Below are 15,341 nucleotides of genomic sequence, written 5' to 3'. Positions count from 1 at the left end.
CTTTGTAACGAACGGACAAAGTTTGGTTATGATGAAAGGATGTGTTCTGGTAATGGAACGTAAAGAGATCAAGTTTTTAACGACAGAGATGGACGTTGTGGTGAAACGAGTGGGAAAGATGATTGCCCAACTTGAATCAGGTGAAATCATTGTGGATCCTGAAGCACAAAGAAAATTGTCCAACTCCCATGCAAAAGATATTGCAGGGTATATACGCAACGCTCTTGAAGGTAAAACACTAGGGGCATACTTCCCGGCAATAACAGCTTCGAGACGTCCTAACGGCATTGATGCTATTATGGATGGCCAACATCGGTTCTTTGGTGCTTGGGAGGCCTTAAAGCAAATTCAAAAAGAAATCAAAGCAGCATCGAAAGCAGAGTCGATCGATGAGGATTTGTTAGCAAAGCTTCAGGAGTTTGAAGAACTCATTATAAATTCTGTGATTCCAATGGTTGTCTATATTGGATTATCCAAGGAGCAAGAGCAACAAGCCTTCCATGATTTTAACCAAAAAGGAAAGAAAGTGAGCAAGGCGCTGGCATTGTCCTTTAATCACAGTGACCCGATGGTTAGTTTGACCCAGAGGGTTTGTGATATGGAAAGTATGAAGGCATACGTGCAGCCGTTGAATGCTGGGACAAAATTGAAACCAGAATATCTCTTTCTCTTCTCTACGGTATATACCGCGATCAATACGTTTTGCGGAAATCCCAAAAACAAAAAGGGGATCGATCAGGAAGCTTTATTCAATGAACTCGAAGACTTCTTTAATATCCTAGCGGATCACCTTCCAGAGGATGTTTCTGGAGGGGACAGTTTGTACAAACACGCCGGGACTTTACCTGGGATTGCGCTGTTTGTCAAACGGATAAAAGAAGCGGAAGGTGTGTCTTGGAGAACGACTTTGAAACATATTCTAGATACTATACCGTTTTCCAATGAAAACCTTCAGTTTGTAAGGCACGGAAGAGCATCGATGAGTGCTGATCAGAAAGTACTCTTCTCAGGTTCTAAGGGAGCGATTTCTGCGGTTGTAAAAACGCTGGAAAGTACAGCTCAGTTGTTGGATAACCAAGGGAATGAAGTCTTCTGGGCGTATTCCACTCTTCAGCAACAAGAGTCGGTGACAATCGTCTCTGAAGAAGAGGCAGTGAAAAAAGCGGAAGAGGCAGCAGAAATTCTGAGTCAGGTACCGGATGAAGATGAAGAAGCGAAAGAAGAGCAAGAGGATCTGTCTGCTTCTGAAAGAGCTGTATTAAAAGCAATTGCAGAGGCAGAGAATAAATCACTCTCGGGATCGTTTACCCAATTGGGTAAGCAACTCAATTTTGCGAGGTCCACCATTACGGAAGCGATTCGGAAGTTAGAATTGAAAGAGAAGATTACCGTTCAAAATGAGAATGACATGAAAGTACTTAAGCTCGCTAATTGATAACACGATGTCATCGATTGATTGACACATGTTTGATTAGTCAGTATAATCACCGTAGAAAAGTGAATGTACGGGCGAAAATATCGGCCGAAGAATCCATTATTTAATGGACTCTTCGGCCTTTTTTCGTTTCCGAAAAAATTGAAGAATGAGGAGGATGTATGTTGAAAGTCAGACAATTACTACATACGTTGTTTTCGCTGCTTTTACTCAGCGCCATATTGTTCCCTGGACAAATGGTTATGGTTCCTTCAGCAAAAGCTGCCATGAAAACGAAGACACAGACTATTACCTATCCTGAACAGACTCAACAGAACCAGTCACAGGTATTGAGCATCCCTAAATTAAAGTCAGTTGTAAATGTGAGTGTGAATACAGGTAATGTGAGCTACACCGTTAATGGAGAAACAGTTACTTTCACGCTATCAAATGGAACACCTTCCAGATCAGTTCAAACCGGCGGAAGTCCAGCGGATAGTAAGCAGGTATCTGATTCAGTTTCCTACTATCACGTAGGGTGTGGATTCGCGTCACATGTATATTCCTCATCAATAGGATACAATTCAGGTGGTTATTCCGGGACTCTTTACCATAGTGGTACCTCTTCAAATAATCACTACTCTACTGGAGAACCCTGCGGGGATTCTACGTGGTATGAAAGGTATCACACCGAAGTATATTCAGGGACAGTCAGCAAGCCCGATACACGGACTTATCAGCACTACTATCAATATACAGTCACGATAGAGTACATCGACAATACCGCTCCAGAAATCACGGTAATGACCCCAGTAGATAATACTGCGAAAGGTATGGCGTATGCGATTGATGTTACGGGTACAATTAAGGACATCGATGGTGGTGATGTCGTAACTGTCCTTTATAAGGTGGATGATGGTCCATCTGCTGAATTGACGCACCTTACAGCAGACGGAAACACCCAATCCATTTCTGGAAAAGTACCTCTTTCCACCTATTCTCGTGGTACACATACCTTAACCTTGTGGGCAGAGGATGACAACGGAGGGATTTCACCGGTTATCTCCCGAGTCATCAAAGTATTAAGCTCAAACACCAATCTGGGCAACTTCACATCTGATTACACTGGTCCTGAAGCGATGAGGCCTTCTTTCAAGAAGGAGACGACAGGATATCTTCTTACAGTTGAACATGAGGTAACTAGTATCCGGGTCACACCAACAACCGAAGAACCTTGGTCCTCAATCAAAGTAAATGGTAATGATGCGACCAGTGGGGCGGAAACTCCGGAGATCCCGCTTATCGTGGGAGTCAATAATGTAAACATGGAAGTAACGGCTGAGGACGGTGTGTCCAAAAAGAACTATCAACTTCGAGTTACCAGGAAGGCAAGCAGTAATGTCAAACTGACAAACGTAATCCTTTCGGAAGGGACATTGTCTCCTGCCTTTAATGTTAACGTATTCGACTATACGGCCTCCGTACCATACGGCACTGAGACGGTCACTGTTACACCAACAACTGAAGACTCTCAAGCCAATATCCTGGTTAACAATGTTGCTGTGGTAAATGGTTCGGCATCAAAGCCTATTCCTTTGGAGGTAGGAGCAAACTCGATTGGGATACGTGTTAAAGCTGCCGATGGGGAGACAACAAATTCTACTCAGATCACAGTGACCCGCCAAGGGAATGCCGATGCTAAACTAAATCAGCTGCAACCATCTACTGGCGGTTTAGAACCCGCATTTTCTCCGGACCATTTCGATTATTCGATGACGGTTCCAAGTAATGTTAATATGATCAAGTTCATACCACTTTCCTCCGATTCAAATGCATCAATTACTCTCAATGGACAATTGGTAATGAACGGTGAAGAGTCTAGGGGGATCTCCTTAGTCGATGGTAAAAACATCATCACGATCATTGTTACGGCCCAAGATGGTACAACGAAACAATATACAGTTGAAGTAAATCGGGAAGTAAGCGCAAATGCATTATTGGCCGACGTTCATTTCACGGATGTCAATGTGCGCCCCGGATTCGATCCTTACGTCCACAATTACACGGGAACAGTACTCACCACTGTTACTTCCACTACGGTTACAGAAAATACTCAAGATCCAAAAGCAACCTTAAGGATAAATGGCAAGAATGTCGAAAATGGTGAGCAGCTTCAGGTGAATCTTAACGTAGGTACGACGCTGGTAGCAGTGACAGTCGTATCGCCTAGGGGAACTGAATCAACCTATACATTTACCATTACAAGGCCGGGAAGTAGCAATGCCTTACTCGCGGATATGTGGGTGTCCTCGGGAACATTAACACCTGCATTCAGTCCAACGACAAACGATTACTCAATAGACGTTTCCAGTGATATCGAGACCATCCAAGTGACAGGGGTAGCTGATGACATCACCTCTAAGGTCAAGATAAAAAACGAAGTTTTCGGAAGCGGTGAAGCTTCAAGGCCCATTCAGCTTGTACCAGGCAAGAACGAGATTCAGATAGAGGTTGTCGCAGGAAATGGCATTACGACAAATACTTATACGATCACTGTGACGAAGCCATTATCAAGCAGCGCAGAATTGAAGAAACTGAGACTATCATATGGTGAAATCTCGCCTGAACTGACAGCTGGTGTATATCAATACTCTGTTGAAGTTCCATTTAGTGTTCCAAGTATTTCTGTAACACCTTCTGCTGAAGAAGGTAGTAAGATTCGAGTTAACGGCAAAGTGGTTCTGAGTGGCGGATCCTCATCAAGTATCCCGCTTGCACCTGGGAGTAACACAATTACAATCGAAGTATCAAGTCCGGATGGCTCAAAAAACAGTACGTATCAGATCGTAGCGAAACGCCAATCAGACAGCTCAGGTTCAAATTCTGGATTTATGGTAAGTCCCATTGATACTCAATTGATTGCGATGTTCTACAACCCCAAAAGGGATCTCGTAACCGGTGAACTGTGGCACAATGGAGTGAAAGAAGCTACTGTTACATCTAGAACGAACACGGTTGTTTTTGGCAGCAATGGCACCGTATCTCGATAAAAAAGGGCGAGAATTATACCGTCAAGATTACTTATAGAACGACTGGAGAAACTGCCCAAGAAACGGTTACAGCCCTCGGATCAGCTGATGTAAAGGCCACACATATATACAACCTAAGAATTGATTCAAATACGGAAACTTCTGCAACGTTAATGTGGGATGCTCCTACTGATCGGACACCGGCAACAGAATATGTTGTAACCATCTACAATATTGATAACGGGAAAAAAGTTCAGTCCGTGCGTGTCAAGGATGAACGATATGTCTTCAAAAAAGTGATTGCTGGGGCCCGCTTCAAGTATGAGGTGCAACGTCTCGATGTGCATCGGAAACCATCAGAGACAGTCGTAATCACCGATTAGAGGACCTGTAGGAATCTATATTTGAGAGTAAAGAGAGGGATCATTATCCCTCTCTTTACTATTTTAGTATTTGATTATGGGGAACCTTGGATTTATAATTTCAGTATCAAATTATTTTCTTATTTCTTTTTTATGGGATTATCCCAGTTTGGAGTCTGCTGACTCACATCTACTTATGGGCCAGTGGGCAATTGTTGCTTAGTTTATTTTTATGTATTAACCGACATTACGTAACATGAAGGGGCTGTCCCAAAAGCAGATAAATTTCTGAGGGGCAGTTCTCTTGTTTTGAAAAATGATGCATGAATTGAAAAAGTGGTTGAGCAGGGGGTTATTGCTGCTCAACCACTTTTCTTTTTTGGTCAATAGCCGATTTCTTGAGCAAATTATGGGCAAGCGAAAGCCACCCGACCTCCAAGCTCACTTTAGGCAAGCCGCGAAGCAGGAAACGCCGGAATCCCCGGTTGTTTTTCATTTGTCCAAACACACTCTCCGGCTCAATCATCCGTCGAACGGAAAGCGAATAGCCTTCTTCACTTTGTAATTTTTCCCGTATCTGTTGCTTAAAGCGTAGGTATCGTAGGCTTACCTTCACTTCACGGTTGCCAACTGCCTTCGTGCAAGACGGTTTGAGAGGACATCCCGCGCAGTTCGTACTGCGGTAATGTCGGTACCGGATTTCAAATCCACTTTCCGTTTTCTCCTTGCTTTCATAACGAAAAAGCAACTTCTGGCCGGCTGCGCACGTCCATGTATCTTCGGTTTCGTCATACTGCCAGTTGTCGATCTTGCTGATGTCTTTCTTCCACGCTTTCGATTTTTCCTTGTGGTAGGTGCTGTATTTCATTAACGCCTCGAGTTGTTCGCTCTCCAAGTACGCATAGTTTTCTTCCCCGCCGTATCCAGCGTCCGCTATCACGGTTCCAGGCAATTTACCTAAAGTGTTTTTTACCTTCTCTAAGTGTGGCTTTAAGCAGCGGGTATCCGTTGGCCGCTGATGAAGACTGTACCCAACGATGAATTGATTCTCGGTTCCGATCTGGACGTTGTATCCGGGTTTGAGTTGGCCGTTGCGCATGTGGTCTTCTTTCATCCGCATGAAGGTGGCGTCGGGGTCGGTCTTACTGAAGCTGTTCCGGTCTTCGAGAATTTCTTGGTGTGTCTCGTACTTTTGAAGGCGAGGAAGCAGGTCTTTACGGATCTGGCGTACCGCTTTTTTCAGAGGCTTGTCCTTTGGCTTCGCTTGCAGCTTTTCTTCCAGTTGTTTGACAGCAGTCTCCAGCTTTTCACTTGTGATCTTCGTTGCTTCGCCAAGTTCGCTCAGGTCTTGGGATCTATGTTCACGGTCTTCTTGTTTTTCCGCTTCGTCAATGGTAGCAAAGAGCGTCTGGACTTTCTCCTGTAGCTTCATTTTCTGTTTGACGACTGCTTTTCCCCAGACAAAGGTGTAGCGATTGGCATTCGCTTCGATTTTTGTCCCGTCGACAAAGTAATGTTCCAGTTTGACGTATTTCTCCTCGGCAAGAAACTGAAGAACGGCAGTGAATACCGTCTCCAGCACCTCTTTCATCCGCTCGGAGCGAAAGCGGTTGATGGTGCGGAAATCCGGGCGTTGTCTTCCCGCAATCCACATGAACATGACGTTTTCACGAACAGCTTTGGCGATTTGACGGGAGGAGTAGATTCGTTGGGTGTAGGCGTAGATGATGACTTTGATGAGCATTTTAGGGTGGTAGCTGTCTCGACCACCGCCGGGGTACGCCGCAGCGAAGATCTTGTCGTCTAGCCGATTTACGGCATCGTTGACGACTCGAACGGAGTGATTTTCAGGGATGTCTTCTTCTAAATCCATTGGCAGGCTGAGTTGGTCCATGCTATATTGAATATACAAAGAAACCTCTCCTTTTCGTGATTTGGTTGGTGGTACTTCCATTTTACCAAAGGATGGTTTCTTTTTGTTTTTCTAGACAGAAAAACAGGGGCTATCCCTCAGCCATTTTCATGGCTTTTGGGACAGCCCCTTTTTTATTTCATTAATGGAAATGAGGGAAGAACAGAGCACTGGGAGCAGCTGGAGTTATTTGATTGGCTCGAAGAAATATATATTGAAGTTGCATAAGGTATCATCTTGCTTGCCTAATGGAGGGGTTACAATGAGAGAATTGATTCTATATTCGTTTCGGTTAAGTGTAGATGGGGATGAACAATTTAGTTCCGGAAAAGGTACAAACCAATTTGAAGCTGAGAATAATGCTATATTAAAAGTGATGCGCGAGAAGGGTGTAAAGTACAATTCTATTTCAGTCCTAGAGGTACTATCGAAAGAAACCACGGATGAGTGGATATAAGCGGAATTACAAGCAGAGAGGGGTCACCCTCTCTTCCATTTTTTTCTTTACTTTTGGAATAATATTGGGTATGATGAACGCATAAATAACTTTCAATTTTCTTTTTGTAACATCGGCGATCTATTTTGCCCTGAGATGATTCGTCTGTTGACGAGATACGAGATATCGGCCTGTTGGCTGCTTTGATTTCAATGGTAACCCTTTATCACAATGCTCAGCATCGTGAAGAGGGTTTATCATTTCATCAAGTAGTCGGCGGGCTTTTTATATTTTTTAGCCTTTGTCGAAAGGATGTGAACGTCATGTTACCATGTGTTGGCCGTGCTTACTTCTGTGGTAAGCCATATAGACGTACCATTGATTTTGAGTCGTAAGTAGGTAGTAAGTGGAGATCTAAATGATTCGGGTGGTAGCGCGTGTGATCCGACTGGATGTGACGTAGCGACATTTTCTTGCGCTTCCCAAAGCGTAGAGACCTATCAGTAATGATAGGCTCCCCTACAAACGTAGGGAAAGAAAATGTCCAGCTCTTGGGCCCCGACTTCTCTTACAGATAACAATCTGTAATTGAGAAGATCCACTTGTTTTCAAGCTGCTCTTCCAAAAAAAGGAAAGGGATGCAAGAAAACAACTCTTATTTGTCTGTACGCTACAGTTCCTCTCATATGAGGGTTGAGCAGTGGACGTGCTTTTCATTCTACAGTACCTGCTTTCGCGAGGTGGGTCGTTGGAACGAATGACATGACAAATGAGATTACTACCGAAGACTGGTCTGGGGTAGTATGTTTTTTTCCGCCATGCTATGAGATGAAGAATGGCAAATTTCAAATCCAGGTTCGAAGATTGCATCGTCTGATGTGATCGAAAGGACTTTGAGATCTGATTTAGTTGCTATTCTTCCTCAAGCGGTGTCACCTGGTGTGCAGGGAGCAGCAGTTCTCATTAGAGAATATGTATTAGCTCCTCTGTTTTACTGGGGAATGAAATAATGCTATCTGATATTGAAGTACCTAAAAAGCAGGTATCCTAAGTGCTATTGCACATTACGGGATAGCTGCTTTTTTTATAGATAAAACGATCGATTACGATGAAGGTGGTCATTATGAAAAACTGGATCAAAAGCAAAATACCATTTAGGGAATCACTATTTGAGTTGTATGCAACAGTTTACTCGCTGGTCATGGTTTCTCTTTTGCTATATGGGATTTTTGGAGATAGTAGTTTTTTAGAGAAAGGGATCTTAGTAGTTGTATTTGTCTTTATGTGTGCGAAGCTTCCGGTCTATTCGACTGTAAAAGAAAAGAAAAAACCAAAAGCAAAAAAGGCATTCTCTCCAGCTATCAAGGAAAATTACTCAGAAGAAATTAAAAAGAAGCCTAGAAGAAGGCGTAAAAAGAAAGCGAAGGACGTCAAAGTTCAAACACAAAATCAAAATAAAAAACCTGTGATCCACAAGGAGGATGTATCTCGTAAGAAACCACAAATCAAATCATCAGAACTTCTCGTTCCTATTGGGGAACTGCAAAGAGTAGGTACTAAAAAGGAGAAGATTCAAGCTACCCCGCTCTCAAACAGTGTAGAGGTACAAATCCCAGTCACTCCAACAGAACCCCAATCACCTGTTGACGTAGGAATTTCTATCCCTACTGAACTCATGTTGATCGATGACATTGATCACGCTCCAGAGCAAGAGGACGATCGGGAAGAAGCTCAGGTTCCAGAGAACATAGATCAAATCGTAGCAGCACTACGCACGAGGGTTTACGAAGAAGATGATCGGGTTGTGAACATCACACACTTGCGAGCGCCAAAAGAAAATTTACCGCCTCTTCCAAAGGGGCCAGGTTTTGAGAGTATCACTAAAAATGCTTCCATTATCGATGCGGTTGTATGTAATGTGCAAAATGGTGTGGCAAGAATGGTAGATTCAGACGGGGAATTCAGGTGGATACGACTGCCTGAGGATATTAACCACAATGACTTGAGGAATAACCATCCAGTAAAGTTAGAGCTTCGGAAGGTAAGCGGTAAGTTCGAAGTTCTCTCAGCATCAATATCATAATCATGAATAAGGGGGATTCCCCCCTTCAAATGGCAGCATTTGATTGGAGTAACATTCAAATGTGGCGATTTGAGAGGGAGAATTAGCTTCTCATCCTGGGACTAGGGGGAATGATCAATCACAAAAGGTAAAGACTACACTTTTCTTTTGACTCATTTACCGTTGTTTTGTTATAGTAGAGTAGGCACCTAAATCTGTTTCCATGAAATGACAAACAAACCTTAATAGGAGAGTGCCAAAGATGATGAAGCACATGGTATATAAAGCACTTATGAATAAACCATTGCTAGAAAAATCCTTGCTTCTTAGGGTGAATGCACGAGATATCACTGTAGAGAACAATTTTGCCGTTGTTGGGGGTACTCCCTTTTTTCTGGATGATATGCAAGTGGGATATTTAGCTGAAGCAATTGATGACTTGTGTGATTTTGACCACTTCGATCAGGTGGATTTGCTAGTGCATTTAAACCTTGATAGCGTCTATTTAATAGAAAGCGTAGATGTTAGAGTAGCATTCCGTTCTATTGAAGGATTTAAGAGAATTGCCAAAAGCATACTCTTTAGATTTAATCCTACTGATACCGTTGAAGTAAAGGTTTCTATGGATCGAGGAGAGGTAAAGGGTTTGATGATCCTGCCCAAAATCAGCATGACGATCGATATGGACGCATGCATGAGTAACATCTTCTTTCTTACTTCTTACCTTCCGACCCAGTTCCAAAGTAATCAGCAGGAGTTTTTCTTGGAAGTAATTGAAGGAGAAATTAGCGGTGTATGCTCATTCATAGGGAAATCAGAACAAGCTTCTTTGGAGGTTGTAATATGAAAATGACACGAATGATTGTCTTGCTGCTGACAATTGTGGTACTAATGTGCTTACAAACATCTGTATTTGCAGAATCAAAGCAAGCGAACAACGAATTGATATACAAAGTATCTGGCCAAAAACCAGGCGAAATGAATTTGGATACAGATACAGCTGATGAGGCAACGATTGACTCGGGTGTAGCCATTGCAGAAGTTGCATCGAAGGCATGCGTAATTATCTTCTTCATCGCATTACTTATTCAGTTGTTCGGGAAAGTAATTCAACATCCTGGCTATACAAAGTGGTCACGGTTACTGATTGGGAGTACAATAGTCGGGTTCGTTATCATTAGAATGGCCCCGGTCATTTTATACGGTATGTGAAGTAAAGAGAAAGGGAAACTTCTAGAGTGAGGTTTCCTTTTTTACTAGGGGGTGAAGTATCCATGAGTGATCAAGAAATTTCAAACGACCTAGTAGAAATCATCAATGAAAGAATGGAATATCTTATGATCAAGCAATTAAACCTTGTTCATAAGATGAACGAGATATTGGAACAAGAAGGATCTGATCAACGTTTTGAAAAAGGAGCAGTTCATCACATATTTAGTCGCAAGCGGGGAATGAGTTTGCGTTTCTTAATATACGCTTGCAAAGCCTTGGGATTTGCTGAGGGTGAATTCTTTCCAGAGTATATTAGCCAATATCTAATTGTTCGAAGTAAAGAAAACCCTCAAAAATTCTTGATTAACATAAAAAAACTCAGAGAGTTTGTTAAGGTTTGCTTGGATAGAGGCCTTTACGAATATTGTAGATTGGTTGTCGATAAGCTCAAGAAGGTAGACAATCCCCCGCTTTCGTTTTTAAAAGACTTGGCGGAAGACTATGAAGGATTAAAGCTAACCAACGAGGCTTTTTATGTGTATGAAACGATAACCAGGCTGATTAATCATCAGTTGGGGGAACATTCATCCGTCTATTTAAAGAAATTCCTGATCCAAAGAGAAATGGGTCTTCAGCAGGCTTTGGAAAGTGCAATTGAACTTGGGGTTTATGTGAAATACATGGATGAGAAGATAAAACAGCAAGCTTACGATAAGCTCATTGCCACCTATTTTACACTTGAGGACTGGGACAAAGTCTATCTGTACTGCGACGAACAAGTAGTAATCACACGTGGGAAGAATAATGAGTTTTACGGAAATGCATTGGTGTATAAGAGCAATGCAGCACGATCAAAACGAGATTATAAACTTGCTCTGGAACTGATTGACTTGTATTCACGGTTGCCTGAAGAACATTTCAAGCAATGGGCAGAAATAAACCGTTTGAATGTTTACATAGAGATGGGAGATACATCCGTTATCCCAATAATGCTTAGCTGGATTAAATCGCACCCCAACAATAGCCCGTCAAATGATCCGGCACAAAAAACGCCCTTTCGCAGTTTAGCAGCTATCTTAACTACATACGTAAAGCAATGTGAGTTGGAAAACATTTCAATCTTCTTGCGGGATTTTGCGGAAGAGATCTCCTTTTTGTGTGCACAGACCAATCCGTTTGACCTAAAATACGCATGTGCATTCATCTTATCCAGGGCGGAGTATTACTTTTTACTAGGTAAAATGTCGCAAGGATTGGATGATGTCATACAAGCGCTGAGCATCAGTATCACTCTTAAATCGGACAAGGATTTCGCGAAATGTGTATGGAAATATAGTATGTACAGTAGCCATGCATCGCCATTGCAGCAAGGGAAATACTCTGAGCTTTGTGCGACCGCTACTAAAATCTTTTGAGGAGGCTTTACATTGAAAAAAGCAGTTTTCACATCTATCGCAGTAGCTGTATTCCTTATCCCGGCATTACTAGTGGCGCCTGCAAGTAGTGATGCGAAAGCACTAAAAGAAACGAAGAAATATAATAGCGAAGGCCCGGGGTGGATCTCACTAAAGAGTGAAGGGCCGGGCTGGTAATAAGTAAATAATGTCATATAATGTCGAAAAAAGAAGAACGGTTGTCACGTTTCCTAAGTCTGGGATTCGTGACAACTCATGATATTATTACTATTGTAGTGGGAATAAAGTTCTACAAATCGATAGTAAGGCTGATATGTAATAGATTATTCTAACGGATTTTGTAGAATCTTGTAATACATAATCAGTTGTACCACGCAATAGAGGTGAAAGGGAATGAGTGAAATCCTTAGTGATCTACAAAAAATGCATGATGTGGAACCGCACCTGATACGGAATTCTCGTATCAGCATTCAGGTGCTGCCTATCGGTAACGATTCGAAATATTGCCTACGTCCTTTTAGTATCCAAACAGAGGAGATGGACCCGATCCCAAACACAATTATGCAAGACAATCTAAAAGGGATCATAAGGGCCCTTACACAGGTAACCCCTCTACCACAGCATAAGGATGAAAACACGATCACTACGTTTGCGTTTGATCAAGAAGGGCGATTGCAATCTTTCGAACACGAAATTATTGCTGGGTTTAAAAACTTAACACAATATCGAAATGTAATGACTAGATTGCTTAAGCAGTTGATTCCTGACGAGTCTGGTATGGTAGAGGTAAAAGTGGGTCCACTCGGAAAGTTGGCGTATTCTGGTACAGCAGATTTCTCTGGATCCATCAAACTAACAAAGTTTCGATTTGCGACTGATTCAGAAGATGACCAGATGGTAATTGAAATGAATAGTTATGTTATGCTCTCATATTTACCAAAGGTAATGAAGCACGGAGTTCGATACCTCGTACACGTTGAAGAAGGAACACTTGGGAGCCCAATTCCTGTTCCAACTATGAGATTATATAAAAACTAAGAAAACGAGCCTTCGCTTAAGGTTCGTCTTTTTCCTAATATCGTGAATTGAGTAAGTTTGTTCCAATTGATTATATTTATCACGTCATGTTAGTATTTTAATTATATAAAGAAAGAAATAGGGCGGGAGATATATGAAAAATGCCAGTTAGCCCTCTTAGTCAAGCTTTTTTTGAGTATTATGATGAATATCTAAGAAAATCCAAATTAAGCGATGAGACGATTCACTACTACATGGCCGAGGGAAAGAAATACATTAAATGGTGCACTGACAATGGATTGAGTCCAACTTCTATAGAAAATATTTCAGAATACGGACGTTATATGAGAGAAAAGTATTCAATATCTGTTATTACAAAGAAAAAGTCAGCAATAAGTACTTTTGAGAAATTCGGGATCGAAATAGGGATATTTAATAATCATCCAGAAGAAAATAGTTACAAAATTAAGCCTTACACTGACAAAGAGATTACATATTTAAAAACGATCATGTTAGCAGCTGGGAAGAATGTTACTCGTTATAGAAATCTACTCGCTTTTGAGTTGGCACTACACGGATTATCACTCAAAGAAATTGTAAGCATTAAGTCTACTCATATCAATTTAGACGAAAACATGATAAACCTAGAAGATCGAGTAGTTCCATTTCATGTTGAAAACGATATCTCAGAGTATTATGAAAAATGGCATGCAAGCAGAAGTGAAGCTGATGGTAAACAACCATACACTTATATTATTACGACGTTACATGACTCTACAAAACCCCTTAGAAATTCCGTATTACTTAAGTCATTTGATTTAATTACAGACCTAGGAAGTCTTGAACTTTCTATTGAACGATTAAACTCAACACATCTTGATATACTCATAAAATCAGGCATTTCAGATCGAGAAATAGTAAAACAAATTGGCCCTCACATTAAGAGACTACCTGAAATGATTACATTTGTAAGATCAATCACTTGAAACAATTTGTAAGTCCCCTTTAGGCAAGAGGAAATACGTGGTATAATCAATATATTAGTGGGTATTAATGGGGCGAATAGATATCAATTTACTTAGTTGTCAGGAGGAGAGCTTGGATGTCAGCTCAAAGGCCTATTCAATATTATTTAACACAATTAGAGGTTGACGTACTTGATAATGGCAGCGGGCAAACAACCATTTTTCGTACCCTGTCAAAAGACGACGTGACAAGTATTAAAGATATTGGCGATGCCCCGTACAAAAAATTTATTAAGCGAGAAAGAAGAGTCATTCAAAAATGTGACCTAGTGGATTATCCGCCATTAGTTGACTTGATAGTCAAAGTAGATGAAGATAGTCTTGCCACAAAATCATTAATGGATGATGAGTGGTTTAATCAATTAGTAGAAAGTGGTCAGGATCAATCTCCTCAACAATTAAATTAAGCGCGGCCATCCCGTGCAGAGAACCTATTTAATAGGTTCTCTGCACGTTTTTAATTTCCAGTAACAAGTAAGAATGGATCGAGGAAAATGAATATATCACAAAGTATAACCAATCTATTGGGATACGAAAAACATAAAGGGCTTTGGAAACTGGTGTACGATCAAACCATTAGTCGAATGAAGAGACTACATCAACAACTCAAAGAGGGGATGCCCCCAAAGTTGACGACAGCGTTGATACAAGTGATAGAAGAGGACATTTTGTTATTAGAGGTACTACGTAAAGACATCAGAGATCATGAATACACTACCACGAAGTTAGAACTCCTAAGAAAGAACCTACAAGTCATACAAAGTACAGCTGCACGAAATAAGTACAAGGTTCGAATTGGTAGACAGGAACTAATGCAGATCCTACATACAGCAGGTGATGATACTGAGGAAGTATTGCATAAGGCAAAGGACTTATTGGGATTTTCATCTGAAAAGGCCGGTGAACTACCAGGAGAGTACACGGATGGTGGACTATACAATACCCTGAACATCGATATGGATGATATGACCGAAAGGCAAAGGGAAACCTTTTTCTCGTGCCTTAATTCTGACGTTCAAAAAGATGTCCGAAATGCCATGCAAGCAATGTGTGGGTTCATTGAGAATTCCGAAATGGATCCTGAATCATCTTTAGGACATTTTGAAAGTTATCTTATTCTCGTAATGATCGAGTTAACCTTAACCGCATTACACGAAGAAGCCTCCTCAGATTGAGGAGGCTTTTCGATTCATCAGGGACTCTAAAGAAAACGTTTAATGTACACAGACATAAGTTTTAATAAAACAATCATCCAAACCGCACTCAATTCAGTTTGTCATCGAGAGAAAAAGAGGGGGGACTCCTCATACTTTCTGTTATTTTTCTCGGTGACTTTGTGCTGTAAGAGAAACTCCTCAAGCCGGTCTAGTGTTGATCCGAATTTTTTTTGCTCCATCTTGGTTTGGTGTCCAACGTTCCGTGCATTCATCATTTTAAAGCCTCCTGGAATAGTAGAT

14 protein-coding genes are annotated in these 15,341 nt (G+C 41.4%); 13 read left to right on the top strand and 1 reads right to left on the bottom strand.

The genetic code is table 11. From position 1 onward, the window contains the following. Positions 1-52: 52 nt before the first annotated feature. The 3 genes from ACLIN2_RS30870 (at position 53) to ACLIN2_RS30860 (ending at position 4,826) form a co-directional block, all read left to right on the top strand. Positions 53-1,435 carry a DNA sulfur modification protein DndB gene (locus ACLIN2_RS30870; protein ID WP_411504896.1) on the top strand — a complete coding sequence of 461 codons (1,383 nt, stop codon included), beginning with the start codon at positions 53-55 and terminating at the stop codon, positions 1,433-1,435. Positions 1,436-1,599: 164 nt separating this feature from the next. Next, the gene (locus ACLIN2_RS30865) at positions 1,600-4,464 is read left to right on the top strand and encodes a cadherin-like beta sandwich domain-containing protein (protein ID WP_411504895.1); all 2,865 of its coding nucleotides are present in this window, start codon (positions 1,600-1,602) and stop codon (positions 4,462-4,464) included. A gap of 152 nt (positions 4,465-4,616) precedes the next feature. Beyond that, a complete protein-coding gene (locus tag ACLIN2_RS30860) occupies positions 4,617-4,826 on the top strand; it encodes a hypothetical protein (protein WP_411504894.1) in 210 nt (69 codons plus the stop codon). 331 nt (positions 4,827-5,157) lie between these two features. Here ACLIN2_RS30860 and ACLIN2_RS30855 read toward each other — a convergent pair whose 3' ends face one another. Further along, positions 5,158-6,717, bottom strand: a complete 1,560-nt coding sequence (locus ACLIN2_RS30855) for an IS1182 family transposase (RefSeq protein ID WP_411504893.1) — start codon at positions 6,715-6,717, stop codon at positions 5,158-5,160. A gap of 262 nt (positions 6,718-6,979) precedes the next feature. Here ACLIN2_RS30855 and ACLIN2_RS30850 point away from each other — a divergent pair, with 262 nt between their 5' ends. From ACLIN2_RS30850 to ACLIN2_RS30805, 10 genes are all read left to right on the top strand, one after another. Then, positions 6,980-7,174, top strand: a complete 195-nt coding sequence (locus ACLIN2_RS30850; protein ID WP_411504892.1) for a hypothetical protein — start codon at positions 6,980-6,982, stop codon at positions 7,172-7,174. A 1,102-nt stretch (positions 7,175-8,276) separates the two neighbouring features. Then, complete coding sequence (locus tag ACLIN2_RS30845) at positions 8,277-9,236, top strand: hypothetical protein (protein WP_411504891.1); 960 nt, start codon at positions 8,277-8,279, stop codon at positions 9,234-9,236. Between the two features lie 241 nt (positions 9,237-9,477). After that, positions 9,478-10,062 carry a hypothetical protein gene (locus ACLIN2_RS30840; protein WP_411504890.1) on the top strand — a complete coding sequence of 195 codons (585 nt, stop codon included), beginning with the start codon at positions 9,478-9,480 and terminating at the stop codon, positions 10,060-10,062. Further along, a complete protein-coding gene (locus ACLIN2_RS30835) occupies positions 10,059-10,427 on the top strand; it encodes a hypothetical protein (RefSeq protein ID WP_411504889.1) in 369 nt (122 codons plus the stop codon). Before ACLIN2_RS30840 ends, ACLIN2_RS30835 begins: the two co-directional genes overlap by 4 nt. Positions 10,428-10,489: 62 nt before the next feature. Further along, positions 10,490-11,842, top strand: a complete 1,353-nt coding sequence (locus tag ACLIN2_RS30830) for a hypothetical protein (RefSeq protein WP_411504888.1) — start codon at positions 10,490-10,492, stop codon at positions 11,840-11,842. A 12-nt stretch (positions 11,843-11,854) separates the two neighbouring features. After that, complete coding sequence (locus ACLIN2_RS30825; protein ID WP_170184406.1) at positions 11,855-12,019, top strand: hypothetical protein; 165 nt, start codon at positions 11,855-11,857, stop codon at positions 12,017-12,019. A 216-nt stretch (positions 12,020-12,235) separates the two neighbouring features. After that, positions 12,236-12,880, top strand: coding sequence for a hypothetical protein (locus ACLIN2_RS30820; RefSeq protein ID WP_411504887.1), 645 nt, complete (start codon positions 12,236-12,238; stop codon positions 12,878-12,880). Between the two features lie 140 nt (positions 12,881-13,020). Beyond that, positions 13,021-13,845, top strand: a complete 825-nt coding sequence (locus ACLIN2_RS30815; RefSeq protein WP_411504886.1) for a hypothetical protein — start codon at positions 13,021-13,023, stop codon at positions 13,843-13,845. Between the two features lie 116 nt (positions 13,846-13,961). Then, on the top strand, positions 13,962-14,291 hold the full coding sequence (locus ACLIN2_RS30810) for a hypothetical protein (RefSeq protein ID WP_411504885.1): 330 nt from the start codon (positions 13,962-13,964) through the stop codon (positions 14,289-14,291). Positions 14,292-14,513: 222 nt separating this feature from the next. After that, positions 14,514-15,059, top strand: coding sequence for a hypothetical protein (locus tag ACLIN2_RS30805; RefSeq protein WP_411504884.1), 546 nt, complete (start codon positions 14,514-14,516; stop codon positions 15,057-15,059). The last annotated feature ends 282 nt before the right edge of the window (positions 15,060-15,341 follow it).

The sequence above is a fragment of the Brevibacillus centrosporus genome (genome assembly GCF_046622605.1).
Lineage (GTDB): Bacteria > Bacillota > Bacilli > Brevibacillales > Brevibacillaceae > Brevibacillus > Brevibacillus centrosporus.
This window is presented reverse-complemented; position numbering and strand designations above follow the sequence as displayed.